The sequence below is a fragment of the Bartonella sp. A1379B genome (genome assembly GCF_002022485.1).
GTDB lineage: Bacteria > Pseudomonadota > Alphaproteobacteria > Rhizobiales > Rhizobiaceae > Bartonella > Bartonella rochalimae.
Map to the genome: position 1 here is coordinate 1,441,672 of NZ_CP019780.1, position 16,579 is coordinate 1,458,250.

Annotated in this window: 8 protein-coding genes; 3 read left to right on the forward strand and 5 right to left on the reverse strand. The window is 36.2% G+C overall.

From position 1 onward, the window contains the following. Nucleotides 1-4: 4 nt before the first annotated feature. From coaBC to gyrB, 4 genes are all read right to left on the reverse strand, one after another. Entirely contained in the window at nucleotides 5-1,405 is a 1,401-nt protein-coding gene (coaBC, locus tag BA1379B_RS06265) for a bifunctional phosphopantothenoylcysteine decarboxylase/phosphopantothenate--cysteine ligase CoaBC (RefSeq protein WP_035006377.1), read from the reverse strand. 80 nt (nucleotides 1,406-1,485) lie between these two features. After that, nucleotides 1,486-3,072: a 2-polyprenylphenol 6-hydroxylase gene (gene ubiB, locus BA1379B_RS06270; protein WP_035006376.1), complete on the reverse strand. Its 1,587-nt coding sequence runs from the start codon at nucleotides 3,070-3,072 to the stop codon at nucleotides 1,486-1,488. Between the two features lie 3 nt (nucleotides 3,073-3,075). Continuing rightward, nucleotides 3,076-3,858, reverse strand: coding sequence for a bifunctional demethylmenaquinone methyltransferase/2-methoxy-6-polyprenyl-1,4-benzoquinol methylase UbiE (gene ubiE, locus BA1379B_RS06275; RefSeq protein ID WP_078673456.1), 783 nt, complete (start codon nucleotides 3,856-3,858; stop codon nucleotides 3,076-3,078). A 121-nt stretch (nucleotides 3,859-3,979) separates the two neighbouring features. Beyond that, nucleotides 3,980-6,409, reverse strand: coding sequence for a DNA topoisomerase (ATP-hydrolyzing) subunit B (gene gyrB / locus BA1379B_RS06280; RefSeq protein WP_078692517.1), 2,430 nt, complete (start codon nucleotides 6,407-6,409; stop codon nucleotides 3,980-3,982). A gap of 692 nt (nucleotides 6,410-7,101) precedes the next feature. Here gyrB and BA1379B_RS06285 point away from each other — a divergent pair. After that, complete coding sequence (locus BA1379B_RS06285; RefSeq protein ID WP_035006373.1) at nucleotides 7,102-7,965, forward strand: transporter substrate-binding domain-containing protein; 864 nt, start codon at nucleotides 7,102-7,104, stop codon at nucleotides 7,963-7,965. 11 nt (nucleotides 7,966-7,976) lie between these two features. Here BA1379B_RS06285 and BA1379B_RS06290 read toward each other — a convergent pair whose 3' ends face one another. Then, nucleotides 7,977-9,509, reverse strand: coding sequence for a YifB family Mg chelatase-like AAA ATPase (locus BA1379B_RS06290; RefSeq protein WP_078692518.1), 1,533 nt, complete (start codon nucleotides 9,507-9,509; stop codon nucleotides 7,977-7,979). Nucleotides 9,510-9,943: 434 nt separating this feature from the next. Between BA1379B_RS06290 and BA1379B_RS06295 the strand changes: the two genes are divergently transcribed. Both BA1379B_RS06295 and BA1379B_RS06300 read left to right on the forward strand, forming a co-directional pair. Beyond that, nucleotides 9,944-11,905 (forward strand): autotransporter assembly complex protein TamA, encoded by a 1,962-nt coding sequence (locus tag BA1379B_RS06295; protein ID WP_078692561.1) that lies wholly within the window; start codon nucleotides 9,944-9,946, stop codon nucleotides 11,903-11,905. Beyond that, a complete protein-coding gene (locus tag BA1379B_RS06300) occupies nucleotides 11,905-16,557 on the forward strand; it encodes a translocation/assembly module TamB domain-containing protein (protein ID WP_078673460.1) in 4,653 nt (1,550 codons plus the stop codon). The genes BA1379B_RS06295 and BA1379B_RS06300 overlap by 1 nt, the downstream gene beginning before the upstream one ends. The last annotated feature ends 22 nt before the right edge of the window (nucleotides 16,558-16,579 follow it).

Below are 16,579 nucleotides of genomic sequence, written 5' to 3' on the forward strand. Positions count from 1 at the left end.
TTCGTTATTCATGAGTGGTAGCAAGAGAAGAAAAAAATGATACAATAATATTTACCAATTTTTCAGCTACTTTTTGTTTACTCATACGTGGCCAATGTTCGATATTGTTTTTGCTTACGAAAAAAATTTCATTTGTATCAGAACCCATGACGTTTTTACCATCTGCGTTAAAAGAAACATTATTAGCAAGAATGAAGTCTGCTCCTTTTTGAATACATTTTTTTTGTGCATTAGCAATGATATTGCACGTTTCAGCAGCAAAGCCAATCACAAGTGGAGGACGATTTGGAGCATGACCGATTGTAGCTAAAATGTCAGGATTTTCAACCATGTGCAAAGAAAATGGTGTTTGATTGGATTCCTTTTTTATTTTCTGCAAAGATTGTGTTTGACTGCGCCAATCACAAACAGCAGCAACAAAAATAGCACCATCAGCGGGGAGTGATTCTTGTACGGCTTGTAACATTTGGCAAGCTGTTTTCACATGAATAGTTTTTACTCCTCCTGGATCCATAAGATCAACAGGACCACAAATAAGTGTCACAGTTGCACCTAAGTTAGCTAAGGCTATTGCAATGGCATGTCCTTGTTTACCTGATGAGCTATTAGCTAGATAACGCACTGGGTCAATTGGTTCATGAGTAGGTCCAGAAGTTACAATAAAGTGACGACCACAAAGTGATTTTTTTTGTGCACCCAAAAGTGCTTCTGTTGAAGCTACAATGGTTAGAGGCTCACTCATACGTCCACAACCTCTTTCGTTTTGTTCAGCCATTTCGCCTACTTCTGGTCCTACCATGTGGACTCCATCTGCACACAATTTTGCAATGTTACGAATAGTCGCTGGGTGTGTCCACATAGCTGGATTCATTGCAGGAGCAATTAAAAGTGGACAATGTGCTGCTAAGATGGCGCAATTAGCTAAATCATCCGCTATTCCAGTGGCTATTTTTGCAATACGATTTGCAGTGGCTGGAGCTACAATAATTAAATCAGCCTGACGCGCTAATCGGATATGAGCAACATCTTGTTCTTCTTCACGTGAAAATAAATCGTTATATACATGACCACCATTAAGAACTTCAGCAGCTAGAGAGGTAATAAATTTTTGAGCTGCTTTTGTCATAATAATGTTTAAATGGGCTCCACGTTCTCGCAAACGGCGAATTAAATCAAGTGCTTTATAGGCTGCAATACTGCCACCAATAATAAGAAGAATTGATTTTGATTTTAATGATTGTTGTTCAACAGTGCTTACTTTTTGTTGTGATATAATGGATGTTTTTGCGAGATTATTTAATATGTGAAGAGTTTCTTCTTCTATAGAAATACCATTTTGCGCAGCGCGTACACGCAGAAATTCTTGAATCTCAAGTGATACATTTCGAAGGGTAATATTCGCCATAATATATCTCCGAAATATTAAAATGATAGAAATAGTTTCATTAATTGTGTCTCCTTTAATATTTTAATATATTGCGTAAGTTAGAAAGAAGGAAAAAGAAAAAAAGTTATAAAAAGCAAACAAAAAGCAATAATGAATAAGCTATAGCGACCATAACGGTTATTGCGGCTTTGTTCAAAAGCAAGTTGTTTAAGCGTAGCAGGAGAAAGATAAAGTCCTGTCTTTGTCATTTTACTTAACCCTTCTTCTATCTGTTGGAAATTTTGTATCAATTGTGGAGTTTGACGTACAAGTGAAAGCAATGCTTGTGTTCCTTCACTCATATCTTTTACAAGTCCGATCGGTCCTAAGTTTTTGCTAATCCATTCTTTGACAATTGGTTCAGAGGCTTTCCACATGTTAAAATCTTGATCTAATGAGCGTGCTACTCCTTCAACAACCACCATGGTTTTTTGCAGTAATAAGAGTTCAGGCCGCGTTTTCATATCAAATAGTTCAGTAACTTCAAATAAGAGTGTAAGCAATTTGGCCATAGAAATACTTTGTGCGGATTGTCCATGAATAGGTTCACCAATAGCTCGGTTGGCTTGAGCAAAACTCTCAATATTATGATGTGATGGGACATAACCTGCTTCAAAATGAGCGTATGCTACACGATGATAATCGCGAGTAATAAAACCGTAAAGAATTTCAGCAAGAAAATGCTTTTCTTTTTTTCCAAGCCGTCCTGTGATTCCTAAATCAACCGCAACAATACATCCTTGTGGATCAACAAATAAATTACCAGGATGCATATCAGCATGAAAAAAGCCATCACGTAAAGTATGACGGAGAAAAGATTGAATGAGTGTAATGGCTAAAGCTTTTAAATCAAAACCAGCTTTTTTAAGTTCTGGAATATCAGACATTTTTATGCCATCAATCCATTCCATTGTTAAAACATTCCGCCCCGTTCGTTCCCAATCAATTTTGGGTACCCGAAAACCTGCATCATGTTGAGTATTTTCAGCCATTTCTGATATAGCAGCTGCTTCTAAGCGCAAATCCATTTCAATTTGCGTTGTTTGTGCCAAAGTATCAACAACACGAACGGGACGTAAACGTCGAGAGGCAGGTATATAACGTTCTTGTAAATGGGCAATGAGATAAAAACCTTTAAGGTCTTTTGCAAAACGATTTCTAATATTAGGACGGATAACTTTAACGGCGCATTTTTTTTTGTTGCCTGTTTTATCATAGTATTCAGCTGGGTGAACTTGGGCAATAGAAGCTGCTGCAATAGGCGGGTGAAAATCTGTGAATAAATCATTAATAGATTGGCCGAGAGAGTTTTCAATTTGAATAATTGCATCGGCACAAGGAAAAGTTTGAACACGATCTTGGAGTTGAGCTAAGTCTGCTGCAATATCGCGCCCAACAATATCTGGCCGAGTAGCAAGAAATTGACCAAGTTTGACGTAAGATGGGCCAAGTTTATTGATAGCATGTGATATATTTTCAGATCGATGTTTTTTTTTCGTTTTACGTCGTGCTAATACGCTCGCTATACGGTGATATACTGCTGGAAATCCTTGAAGGCCATCACAAGGGAGAGCGCTAATAACACCTTCTCGCGTAAAAACAAATAATGCACGTAAAAGTTGAAAATAGGTAGAAATTTGTACCATTTTTTAAATTTTCCAACCTGAATATAATGTTGCAATAGCACCTGTAAGAGTGCGATATGATACCGAGGAAAAGCCTGCACTTTTGATGATATGGGCAAAGTCATTTTGTTTAGGAAATTTACGAATCGATTCAATCAAATAATGATATGCATCATGATCACCTGCAATGAATTGACCCAGTTTGGGAATAGCATGGAAAGACCAAAGGTCATAAATTTTATCAAGTAGAGGCATTTCAACATTTGAAAATTCTAAGCACAAAAAACGTCCACCTGGTTTTAAAACACGAAAAGCTTCTTTAAGAGCTTTATCAATATGTGGTACATTACGAATTCCAAAGGCAATAGTATAAGCATCAAAACTTTGATCTTCAAAAGGCAAAAGTTCTGCATTGGCTTCAATAAAGTCAATAAGAGAGGCAAGATTATTTTTTTGTGCACGTTTTTTACCAACGTTTAGCATTGAGTCATTAATATCAAGGACTGTAACATGAGCTTTTTTGCGTGAGGCGTTGAGAATACGAAAAGCAATGTCGCCAGTACCACCGGCTACATCAAGAGCTTTCCAGTTAGAAATAGCAGGGGGAGATAGCCACGCCACCATAGAATTTTTCCATATACGATGAAGTCCAAGAGATAAGATATCATTCATTTTGTCGTAGTTTTCAGCAACAGAATGAAATACATTATCAACCATAGATTGTTTTTGCATTTCATCAACTTTTTTGAAACCAAAAAAATGTTCCATACCTCCTTCAATTCCTACGCGTTCTGTTTCCGCCGCCATAATACATGACCTTTCTTATTTTTCTTTTATCGTAAACGACATGTGAAAAAAATGCTCAAATACGAAAAAACAACGGATAAAATCATAATGTTTATATACAGCTTAAGATAAAAAAGCGCTTTTAGATATCCAGATTAGCAACACTTAAGGCATTATCTTGAATAAAAGATCGCCGTGGTTCAACTTCATCACCCATTAAGCGAGAAAAGAGTGAGTCTGCATCCGTTGCGTCATTAATTTTAACCTGTAAAAGAGTACGTGCGTCAGGATTAAGGGTTGTTTCCCACAATTGGTCGGCGTTCATTTCTCCAAGACCTTTATAACGCTGTAAAGTCAAACCTTTTTTGCCATTTTTAAAAATACTTTCTAATAAACTAATAGGTCCAAAGATACGCTCTGATTTATCCTTGCGATGCAAGAGAGGAGGGGGACTATAGACTTCTATGAGATTTTGAGCAATACGATCAATTTGGCGCGCATCCGCTGAATTTATAAGCCCTGCATCAAGTGTAATAACTTCTTTAACGCCACGCAAAATACGCTCAAAATACAACCCTCCTTCTGGTGCACAGATACCCGTCCAACCGCGTTCCATATCATCAGCAATTAAATCCAATCGATTTGCCACATTGTCTGCTGTTTGTTGAGCTTTTTCTGGTGTTGTAAAAGCTTTAGAGCCAAAAATACCAGCAATTGCGGCTTGCTCAACGATATTACGATCATAGCGTGTGTGAAGACCATTGAGAAGTTGGCGTAACATACGGGCATCTTCAGCAAGCTTACGCAAATCAGCACCGGCAAGAACCTCACCTGTTGCAAGTTCTAATGTCGTTTCTTCCAATCCCGCATCAATTAAAAATTCTTCGAATGCTGCTTCATTTTTTATATATTGAAAAGATTTACCACGGGATACTTTATAAAGAGGTGGTTGAGCAATATACAGATGTCCACGTTCAATCAATTCAGGCATTTGTCTAAAAAAGAAGGTGAGAAGTAGGGTGCGGATATGTGCTCCGTCAACGTCCGCATCTGTCATAATAATAATTTTATGATAACGTACCTTATCTGGCGAAAATTCGTCTTTCCCGATGGAGGTACCAAGAGCAGTGATGAGTGTTCCGATCATTTCAGATGAAAGCATTCGGTCAAAGCGTGCTCGTTCGACGTTAAGAATTTTACCACGCAAGGGCAAAATTGCTTGATTTTGACGTGAACGTCCACTTTTAGCGGATCCACCAGCTGAATCTCCCTCGACAATAAAGATTTCTGATTTTGTAGGATCACGTTCCTGACAATCAGCAAGTTTTCCTGGTAAAGAAGTGATATCAAGGGCTCCTTTACGTCGTGTGAGTTCCCGTGCTTTACGAGCTGCTTCACGGGCAGCTGCAGCTTCTACTACTTTACTGATAAGGATTTTTGCTTCATTAGGGTGTTCTTCTAGCCATGATGAAAGACCTTCATTGACCAAATTTTCAACAATAGGACGCACCTCTGAAGAAACCAATTTATCTTTTGTTTGAGAGGAAAATTTTGGGTCAGGCACTTTGACAGAAAGAATAGCTGTTAAGCCTTCACGACAATCATCACCAGTTAAATTAACTTTTTCTTTTTTGGCAATCCCTGAGGATTCTGCATAACCATTAATTTGACGTGTTAAAGCGCTACGAAAACCTGCTAAATGAGTTCCGCCATCTCGTTGCGGAATATTATTAGTAAAACACAATACTTTTTCATGGTAGGAATCATTCCACCATAAAGCAACATCTACGCTCATGCCATCTTTTTCGTTTGTGATATAAATAGGATTATCAATGAGAGCTTTTTTTGATTGATCGATATGTTTGACAAATTCAATTAATCCACCTTCATAATGCAATTCTACTGATTGAACATCAGCATGACGTTGATCTGTAAGGATGATGTGTATACCCGAATTTAAAAAAGCTAATTCTCGTAGACGACGCTCTAAAGTTTCGAAATCAAATTCAACCATCGTAAAGGTTTCAGAACTTGGTAAAAAAGTTATTTCTGTTCCGCTTTCTGAATCACAATCATCAACAATTTTTAATGGGGAATCAGCGACTCCATGTGTAAACGACATTTCATGAATTTTTCCATTACGCTTAATACGTAACCGTAGCCAAACAGAAAGTGCATTAACAACAGAAACTCCAACACCATGCAATCCTCCGGAAACTTTGTAAGAATTTTGATCAAATTTTCCACCAGCATGGAGTTGTGTCATGATAACTTCAGCGGCCGAAATACCCTCGGTTGGATGAATATCTGTTGGAATTCCACGTCCATTATCACGAACAGAGCAGGATCCATCAGCATGAAGTGTGACATTTACAAGAGTAGCGTAACCAGCTAAAGCTTCATCAATAGCGTTATCTACAACTTCATAAACCATATGGTGCAGACCTGAACCATCATCGGTATCACCAATATACATGCCAGGACGTTTGCGCACAGCATCAAGACCTTTAAGGACTTTAATGGAAGATGCACCATAGTCACCACACGCTGGCGAAGTTGTTTCATCACTCATAGGTCAATCCATTTCTGTATTTAATTTCAATATTTCGTCATTTTTTTGTGGGCTTAATGTTTTAGCCCGTTATTTATAGAATAACAACATTAGATGTTTACCGTATATCAGATCTATATTCAACATGTGTCCTGTCTAGAATAGATATAGAGGTTTTTCATATTCAAATGATGATGTTTTGTCGATACGTGTTGCACGATTATTCCTTTATAATAAAAGGATGATAAAGAGGTTCCTATTTTAAAAATGAAGGATGATTTTGGTTATATTTTATAGCTTTAAAATAAGATTTATGTTCCTTGGAAGGAAAGTTATTGCTTCATTGTTTTGAATTGATTGTGTCTAGAATAGTATTTACAAAATTAAGATATCATTCTTGCATATCTGCAGAATAGAAGAAAGTCACAATCATTACAAGGAAAACAGGAATAAAGCCAATATTCCTATAGAAATTTATTCTAAACTAAGAAAATTATTGTTTTTTATATTTTTATCTACAAAAGCACACTATAAAATCCATATTATAGATCTAAAAATATATAGAAACTCTTAAATTTTTTAACAATTGTGAGGAATATTAAAGACTTTAACCTATTTAAAATATCAACTCTTTTTAGTTGAGCTTTTAACACTGTGACAAAGAAAAAAGAGTAGTTTAGCTATAAATAATTTATTGGGGGGAGATTTTAAAAATGAATATATTCATCAATATATTAAATTCTTTTATTGGAATTTTATTTATAGCGTCGGTCCTTTTTTTTTCATCTTTTGTAAAGGTTGGGATGGGAGGCAGGCTTCCTTCTTTTTTTAATGCGCACGAACATTTGATACAGCCTGATATAGCGAATATAAAGCGTTTACGTTTTGTTACAACGTTTGATTTTCCTCCTTTTAACTTTCTTGATAAAACAGGTCATCTTGCAGGCTATAATGCTGATTTATTACGTGCCATTTGCGTAAAACTAACACTTGAAAAATTATGTGAAGTAGAAGTTGTGCCTCGGGAAGAATTGGTAAATCATCTCAATAGCGATGAAGCAGAAGCAATGATTGCTGGTTTAGAAGAAACAACGGAAATGCATCAATATCTTGCTTTTACCGGAACTTATTTGCGTTTTCCTGCGCGTTTTGTATCGGATAAATCTTTGAATCTTAATGAACTGATAAGCAATAAACTTGAGTATTTAAAGAGTGGATTTTTAATTAATAGTGCATATGAAAAACTGTTTCATAGTTATTTTCCTCAAGCTGAATGGCATGGGTTTGATAATAGAAAAATGCTCTATAAAGCATTACAGGATCATGAAATTGATCTTATTTTTGATGACGGATTGGCTTTGTCCTTATGGGTAAATGATCCGCAATCAATGGATTGTTGTCATTTTGTTGGAGGAGCTTATATAGCTCCACAATTTTTAGGAGCAGGAATGCGAATCGCTGTTGCAAAAAAGAATGCACATTTAGTTGATATTCTAAATTATGCTCTAAAATCTTTAGAGCGTGATGGTAAGCTGACAGAGCTTTATTTACGTTATTTTCCAATTAGTTTTTATTAATTTAAAACTCATTAAGTGATAGTTACAAGTCTTTCGTTGTTTAACCGATAGGAAATAGCTTCTGCAAGGTGATGGCGTGCAAGATGCTGTGCTTGATCAAGATCAGCAATAGTGCGTGCGACTTTGAGAATACGATGATAAGCACGTGCGGAAAGGTGCATCTTTTCGCTAACATCACGGAGTAATGTAGCGGCATTTTGATCGGGAATAGCAATTTGTTCAATGATTTTTGCAGGACAGTCGCTATTGGTTCGGATGTGGGGAAGATCCAGTGCTGCAAAACGCTTAGCTTGAATAGAACGCGCTTGTGCAACGCGTTTTGCGACATTAGAGCTTTTTTCTGACTGTTTTTGTTGCATGAGATCCATTGCTGTTAAAGCAGGGACTTCGATACGTAAATCAATGCGATCAAGTAAAGGACCAGAAATACGGGATTGATAATCAATTTGGCACCGTATACCTTTGGAACAAACATGACCTTTTTCACCAGCCATACCGCATCGACAGGGGTTCATTGCAGCGATGAGTTGAATACGAGCGGGATAGCTTATATGGTGATTTGCACGGGCAATAATGCATTCTCCGCTCTCTAAAGGTTGACGAAGAGAATCAAGAACTTGAGGAGAAAATTCAGGAAATTCATCTAGAAATAAAACACCATTATGAGCAAGTGATACTTCTCCTGGCCGTCCTTTGAGGCCACCACCAATCATTGCAGCCATAGAGGCAGAATGATGTGGAGAACGAAAGGGACAATGGCGTGATATAGTATTATGTGTTGTTTCTCCTGTAATAGAAGAAATAAGAGCAACATCTAAAAGCTCGCGGCTATCAAGAGGTGGTAAAATAGAAGGTAAGCATTGGGCTAGCATAGATTTTCCTGCACCAGGAGGACCCACAAATAGAAGATTATGTCGTCCTGCTGCACAAACTTCTAATGCTCGTTTTGCAGATTTTTGTCCTTTAATCTCACAGAGATCTGGTAATTCGGTTGATGTGGTATATTGACGTGGTTGTGGTCTTTTTTGAATTTGTGTTCCTTTAAAATGGTTGATTATCATAAGAAGATTTTCAGGGGCAAGAATATCCATTTCTGCGTTTGCCCATGCTGCTTCTGGGCCGCATTTGTGAGGGCAAATTAATCCTTTATCAAGCGATAATGCTGTCATTGCAGTTGGTAAAACACCATTAACAGAGTTAATAGATCCATCAAGTGATAATTCACCTAAAATGATATATTTTTGAGCTATATCGGAAGGAAGAAGATTCATAGCGAGCATTAAGCCTAAGGCAATGGGAAGGTCATAATGTGAACCTTCTTTGGGCAAATCAGCTGGTGCAAGATTAACGGTAACTCGTTTGTTTGGCATAGAAAGCCCGCAGGCATGAAGAGCTGCTTGTATTCGTTCACGACTTTCTGCGACTGCTTTATCGGCTAATCCAACAATAGCCATTCCTATTTTGCCGGAGGAAATCATAACCTGTACATCAACAGGAATTGCTTCTAGACCACGAAAAGCAACCGTTGTAATATGTGCGACCATTATTTTATTTCCCCCCTTCTTTTATTTGAAAGACACAATCATATCTATGTATAAAAATCAAGAAGTGCCTCTACACGCTTTTTGATGAAGATATATATTCAGGATTTGAGAGCACTGTGATGGAGGGGCATTCGTATAAATTTAACTATAATAATATATGCCTCAATAAAGTATTTAAAAGAGATTAAATGAATGTGTTAAAAACATAAAAATATAATATTTTAGTTTTGTCTCACAGTTCTTCACAATCTGTGAATATGGAAAAAAAACGGAAAAGAAATATGAAATCGCATATTTAAAAAAAAATGTATGATTTAATGTAATTAAAGAGGGTGAAGAACTTAATAATAGAAAACAATGTTTATCGTTCTTTAGTTGATTTTATTTATAAGAAAAAAACATCAAAATATTTATTAAGAGTATCTGATTTGGGAATGTGTCCGACAAGAATTTCTTTGAAATCAATAACCGCATACAGCGTAGTGATAGCCTTATGCCTAATTTTTGTTTTTACACGGTCAGTTTTCGCATTTGAGCTCTTTGGTTTTCATTTATTTGGAAAAAAAACCTCAGCTTCTTTTCCATCTGGAGTAAATAGTACAGAAAAATCTTATACCGTCGAAGTGGTTGCTCCACCAGGGGCTCCACAAGAAGGGATTAAAATAGCTAAAGCTGCATCTTCTCTTGTTTCTGATCAAGGTAAAACAGTAGCAAATTCATCTGGTTTGTTAGCTAAAGCCCGTTCAAATTATCGGACAATACTTGCAGCCCTTTATGCTGATGGCCGTTATGGTGGTATCATCAGTATTAAAATTAATGGTTTGGAGGTTTCTGATTTAAGCCCTTTGTCTCAGTTACCAACTCATTCGAATATTATCATTACAATTGATGCTGGACCACAATATGTTTTTAATGTTGCGAATTTCAATAAAGCTTTTTTTCTTGAAAGGTATAAAACAGGTGAAATTCTTTCAGTGGAAAATTTAGGTTATAAAGTTGGTGCTGTTGCAAAATCTGAGACTATTCTTAAAGCAGAACGGTGGTTAATAGAAAGATGGCGTCAACAAGGTTATGCTAAAGCCAATATTGTGAATCGTGATGTTGTTGCTGATCATGCAGCACGCTTTATTGACGCGCAGATTACAGTTAATCCTGGGAAAAAGGCTTATTACGGCTCTTTAAATGTGCGTAATGTGAGCCAAAAACCACGTATAGATTCAGCTTATATTGCATGGATGACGGGATTAAAACCAAATCAACAATATAATCCTGATGCGTTGATTAAGGCAAATAAACGGCTTGCACGACTTGACGTTTTTCGTGCAGTGATTGTGCGTGAGGCTGAAACAATTAGCTCTGATGGTCATTTACCACTTACACTTGTTTTAGAAGAACGTAAGCCACGACGTTTTGGTATTGGTGGTAGCTATTCAACATTAGATGGCGTAGGACTTGAAGCTTATTGGATGCACAATAACATTTTTGGCCATGCAGAGCACCTTAAAATTGAAACTAAAATAAGCGATATCGGTAGTAGAAAAGAAGAGTCTTATCATCCGAAAAATTTTAATTATCTTTTGGGAGCGACATTTATTAAGCCTGGCATCATTACTCCTGATACTGATTTTGCAGCAGAACTGAAAGGAGAACAAGATGTTTTAGATAATTATACTACAAAAGCTTTCAAAGGACAGTTGGGGATTAGGCATATTTTTAATGATCAGTTATCAGGGCGAGTTGCTGTAGCTACTTTTAATGGTTATTCTCGTGATGATTATTTTGGAAGCCGTCATTTCACCACAATTGGATTATTGAGTGGTTTGATTTATGATGGTCGTAATAATCCAGTTAATGCGACAAAGGGTTTGTATGGTGAAGCAGTTCTTGAACCGCTTTATGAAATGCGTTTTGATAATTTTGTGATAAAAATGACAATAGAAGGTCGGTCTTATTGGGCGTTTGATGTAAAAGAGCATTTTATTTTTTCAACACGCGTAAAGCTTGGTACAATTATTGGAGGTAATATAGCTGAATTGCCTTCAGATACACTTTTTTTTGCTGGTGGCGGTGGATCTGTTAGAGGATATGCTTATCGTAATATTGGTATCAAAACAAAAAATGATACTATTATTGGTGGGCGTTCTCTTATTGAAGGATCAGCTGAATTACGCCTTTCCTTTAATAATAAAATAGGATTTGTGAGTTTTATTGATGGCGGCTTTGTAGGGGAAAAAACGCATTTTAATTTTTCACAACAAATGAAATGGGGCGCGGGCATTGGAGGCCGTTATATGACTAGTTTTGGCCCTTTTCGGTTTGATGTAGCTTTTCCTTTTAAGCGAGAGAAAAGTGATCCTCGTGTTGGTTTTTATGTCGGTATAGGACAAGCATTCTAATGAAAAAAATGTGGTATTTGAGGTTTTTTTTATTTGGATTTTCTCTTTTGATGATGCTCTCTTTTGTCTTTGTTCAAAGAGGAAATTCATTCGCCGGAGAGGAAATAGAAAATGATCGTTCATGGCTTGTTTCTTTTATTGAACGTAAACTTTCCACACCTAATCGACAAATTCGTTTGCATAATGTCCAGGGGGCATTATCTTCACAGGCGTCTATTGATACAATTACTATAAGTGATAACAAAGGTATTTGGCTTAAAATTAACAATGCTAAGATCGATTGGAATCGTTTAGCTTTACTGCGAGGACATGTTAAAATTAATCAGCTTTCAGCAGAAAAAATTATATTTTTACGTAAACCACAAAATTCCTCCTCAATTTCCTTTTTTGAAGCTGATCAGTTTTCCATACCTAAATTGTCTATGGCAATTTTTGTGAATACATTGATGGTTGAGTATCTGACCTTTGAAAAAGACATTTTTGGCTTTGTTTCTGATGTATCATTAAAAGGGCATTTAACCTTAAGTAATGATGAGCTGGATACTAATATAGAATTTCAACGTTTAGATGAATTAGGTTATTTTTCTATCTTAACAAAAATATCCAAAAACGATCGTACAGCTAAAATTGATATTATTGCTGATGAACCACAAAATGGTATTATAGCTAATATTCTTGAGCTTGAAAAGCGTCCTGCATTAAACCTCTCCATTAAAGGTAATGGAACTTTTGATGATTTGGTTATTATGCTTAATTTAAAAGCTAATCAGCAACCTATTTTGGGGGGAAATTTTACTCTCGTAGAGGCTGCAGAAGGTCATAGTCTCATAACAAATTTAGATGGAACAATTGGTCGTTTAATGCCTGTTCAATCTCAATATCGTAGTTTCTTTGAATCTAATTTTGCTTTAAAAGCAAAAGTAACGATGACGAACGAAGGTGCAATGCATCTTAATCATATGACTCTTCAAGGCGATACAATTGATGTTGTAGCTAATGCTGAAATAGCGAATGATGGATTTTTACGACGTCTTTTTGTTGATGGCAAAATAGCTTTTGATAAAGAAAAAGCATCAACTCGTTTACCACGGCTAAAGACACAAACACACATAGATAATCTTGCTTTAACAGTTGATTATGGCCGTAAAGGACAACAAACTTGGAAAGGGCGGCTTGCTGTACATCATTTGAGCAATGACAATATTCATATTCGTGATGCTGTTTTTGATATGGGGGGTGTGAGTGAAAATCTTGATAATTTAGTTTCTCGTCATGTAGGTATTCAGATTAATGGTATGCTTCAGGGAATTACAAGGATTAAGGATGGTTTTGCAGAAGATTTAAATCAACCAGTTTATATACATCTTGATACGGATATTCTTTCTGGAAAACCAATGTCAATCCATGATTTTAGTGTTAAAGCTCAGGATTTTTCTATTTGGTTAAAAGGACAAATGGATCGTTTTATTTTTAAAGGAGATCTTGGTGTAAAAGCACAAACATTAGCACCTTTGGGTTTGTTGAATGGACAGTCATTTTCTGGTGGTGCGGATATTAAAGCAAAAGGAAATTTTAATTTAATTAAAGGGACTTTTGATCTTAAATTTTTAGGCACAACTGACAATGCTAAAATAGGAAGGGCAGCAGTTGATCATTTATTAAAGGGAGAACTTTTTCTTTCAGGTGATATTGCGCGGAATAGAATAGGTTTAATCGTTAATGATTTCCATTTAAAAAATCAGTTTGCCAATCTAAAAGCTGATGGCTATTTTGGCAGAGAAAGCGCTGAAATGGATTTTTCTGCTCAAATATCTAATCTTTCTCTGTTAGATCCAAGAATGGATGGATCTGCTACAATTAAAGGCGCTGCTAGAGGACATAATAGTCTTATAACAATCAGTACAAAGGCTCAAATTGTTGAAGCCTTTTTGGTTGGTAAAAAACTTCAAAATACAATATTCAATATGAATGTGCTTATGGATAATACATCACCAGTTTCCCCCTATTTAACGGGTTTTATAGAAGGAGAAGGGACTTTTTCTGAGAAACCATTACAGCTATCTGCTGTTTTTAACAATACCGATCATATCTGGAAGCTTCAGGGTATCAATATTAAAGGAGGTAATGCACGTATAACCGGTGATATTACTCAAACTTTTGAACGTTTTTTGAAAGGAAATTTGCATATTGATGCGGACGATATTTCAACTCTTTCTGCATTATTTTTGCAAAAAGGAAGTGGGAAGGTAAAGGGCGACTTTATTTTTGATGAAAGAAATAACCAACAGATAGCAAATTTAAAAGCTAATGTTAATAATTTTATACTTGCAAAAAATGAAATAAAAAAATTGGCTATACAAGCTGATATATTCAACCCTTTTGGCGCGATACAATTTAAAGGTTCTGTTAATGCAGAACATATTCGGACACCCTTTATGATGGTCAATCATTTGAATGCTCAAGCTTTGAATAACGATGGACAAACTGTTTTTAATGTTCAAGCAGTGCTACATAATGATACAGATGCAAAGCTTTCTGGACGCGTTATAACAGAGGGATTATTTGAAGATGTGAAACAAAAAGTGGAGCTTGAAACTATAGATGTGAAACAAGTTGGTCTGCATGCAGCATTACTTAAACCAGTGACCATCCTCTTTGATAAAAATGGAATAACGATGAATAAGTTAGGAATTTCTGTCAATGAAGGTGAAATCGTGCTTTCAGGCAATATTCAAGATACTCTTAATTTGCATCTTAAAATGAGTGCTGTGCCTGCTACATTAGCGAATCTTTGGAAGTCAGATCTTGATGCTGCCGGGACTTTAACAGGAGATATTATGGTCCATGGAAGTTTTACAAAGCCTGAGATAATCTATGATGTAAGGGGCCAAGAGTTAATGATTGCTCCTTTGCAAGAAAAGAAAATAAAGCCTTTTACTTTTTCTGCTAAGGGTAAAGCAGTCAATCAAGCTCTTCTTTTATCTGCTGAGCTAAGCGGAGATGGATTGCAAGTGCAAGCACAAGGAAAAGTCCCTCTAGATAAGAGCAATTTTGATTTACATGTTAGTCTAAAAAATTTTCCTGCACATTTGGTCAATGGTTTTATCAAGGGAGAGCCTTTTGGGGGAGAAGTGGTTGGTAAGGTTGATGTTGGCGGAGATTGGAAGAGTTTGTCTACCCATTTTGACCTCACTAGTCAAAATTTGACAGTCATGACTCATAAAGGACCAGAGTCGATGAATATGAATATCCGTGGTTTTTATAAAAAATCAATATTTCATATTGAGCATATGGTAGCATCGGGCGCCAAGGATTTGGATCTTTCTGTTAATGGACAAATTTCTTTGAATAATTCAAAAGTTGAATTGCATGTTAGAGGCATGATGCCTCTTAGTTTTATGAATCAATTTGTAGCTGAGCGTGGTGCGCATGTAGCGGGAATAGTAAAAATAGAGAGCACTATCAGTGGTGCATTGCCTCAGCCACAATTAAAAGGACATTTTTCTGTATCTAATGGTCACTTTTTAGATACACAAACAAATTTAGAATTGGATAATATAAGGTTTGAAGGCAAACTAAATGGCGATCATGTGATTTTAGAGAATGCTTATGCTTCTTCTTATGGAGGGTCTCTTTCTGCTTCAGGTCGCATTTCTAATGATTTGCAGACTGATCTAGTGATTCATCTCGATCATGCCCATTATAATGACGGGTCTATGATTTTTGCGACATTAACAGGCGAAATGACAGTAACTGGTTATTTTTTGCGTGATCTTGTTGTTGGTGGTGATGTCACAATTGAAAAAGCAGAGCTTCTTATTCCTGATAATTTTAAAAATGCAGCATTTTTAAATCTTAAACATAAGAACTTAATCGCACCGATTCAAAAAACACTTGAACGAGCTAATGTTAAAACTTATGGTCATAATCAAGATGTTTCTGAAGAGTCTTCTTCTGTTATCCGGTTAGATGTAAAAATTAATGCACACAACAAATTTTTTGTGCGTGGTCGAGGGGTTGATGCTGAATTAGGAGGAAGCATTAATTTAAAAGGCCCTTTGCAGGGTATGCGTCCAGTTGGTGAATTACAAATGATTCGCGGAAGGTTTGATATTCTTTCACAACGTCTCAATTTCGATAAAGGACAGGTAAGTTTTAACGGTAATCTTAATCCTACTGTTTATTTTATTACCAACAATAATAATGGTGATATTCGTGTTAATGTAATAGTAAAAGGAACAATTGATAATCTTGATATTCAGTTTTCTTCACAACCTGTTTTACCACAGGATGAGGTATTGGCGCGTTTGATTTTCAATCGCTCTCTTAACGAATTATCGCCATTTCAAATTGTTCAGCTTACAGCAGCAGCTGCTGAGCTTGCTGGTGCTTCTAACACATCTTTATTGAATACTTTACGATCCCATATTGGTCTCGATGATCTTGATGTTGTTGTTGATAAAAAAGGCAACACAGGTTTACGTGTTGGACGCTATATACATTCTAATATTTACTTGGGTTTTGAGGCGGGATCGAATGGAACAACGAAAGGAACAATTAATTTGGATATTTCACGTCATCTTAAAGCTAAAGGGGCTATAGGAAGTGAAGAAAATACGAGTTTTGGTTTGTTCTATGAAAAAGATTATTAACTTAAAAATTAGTGATAAAATC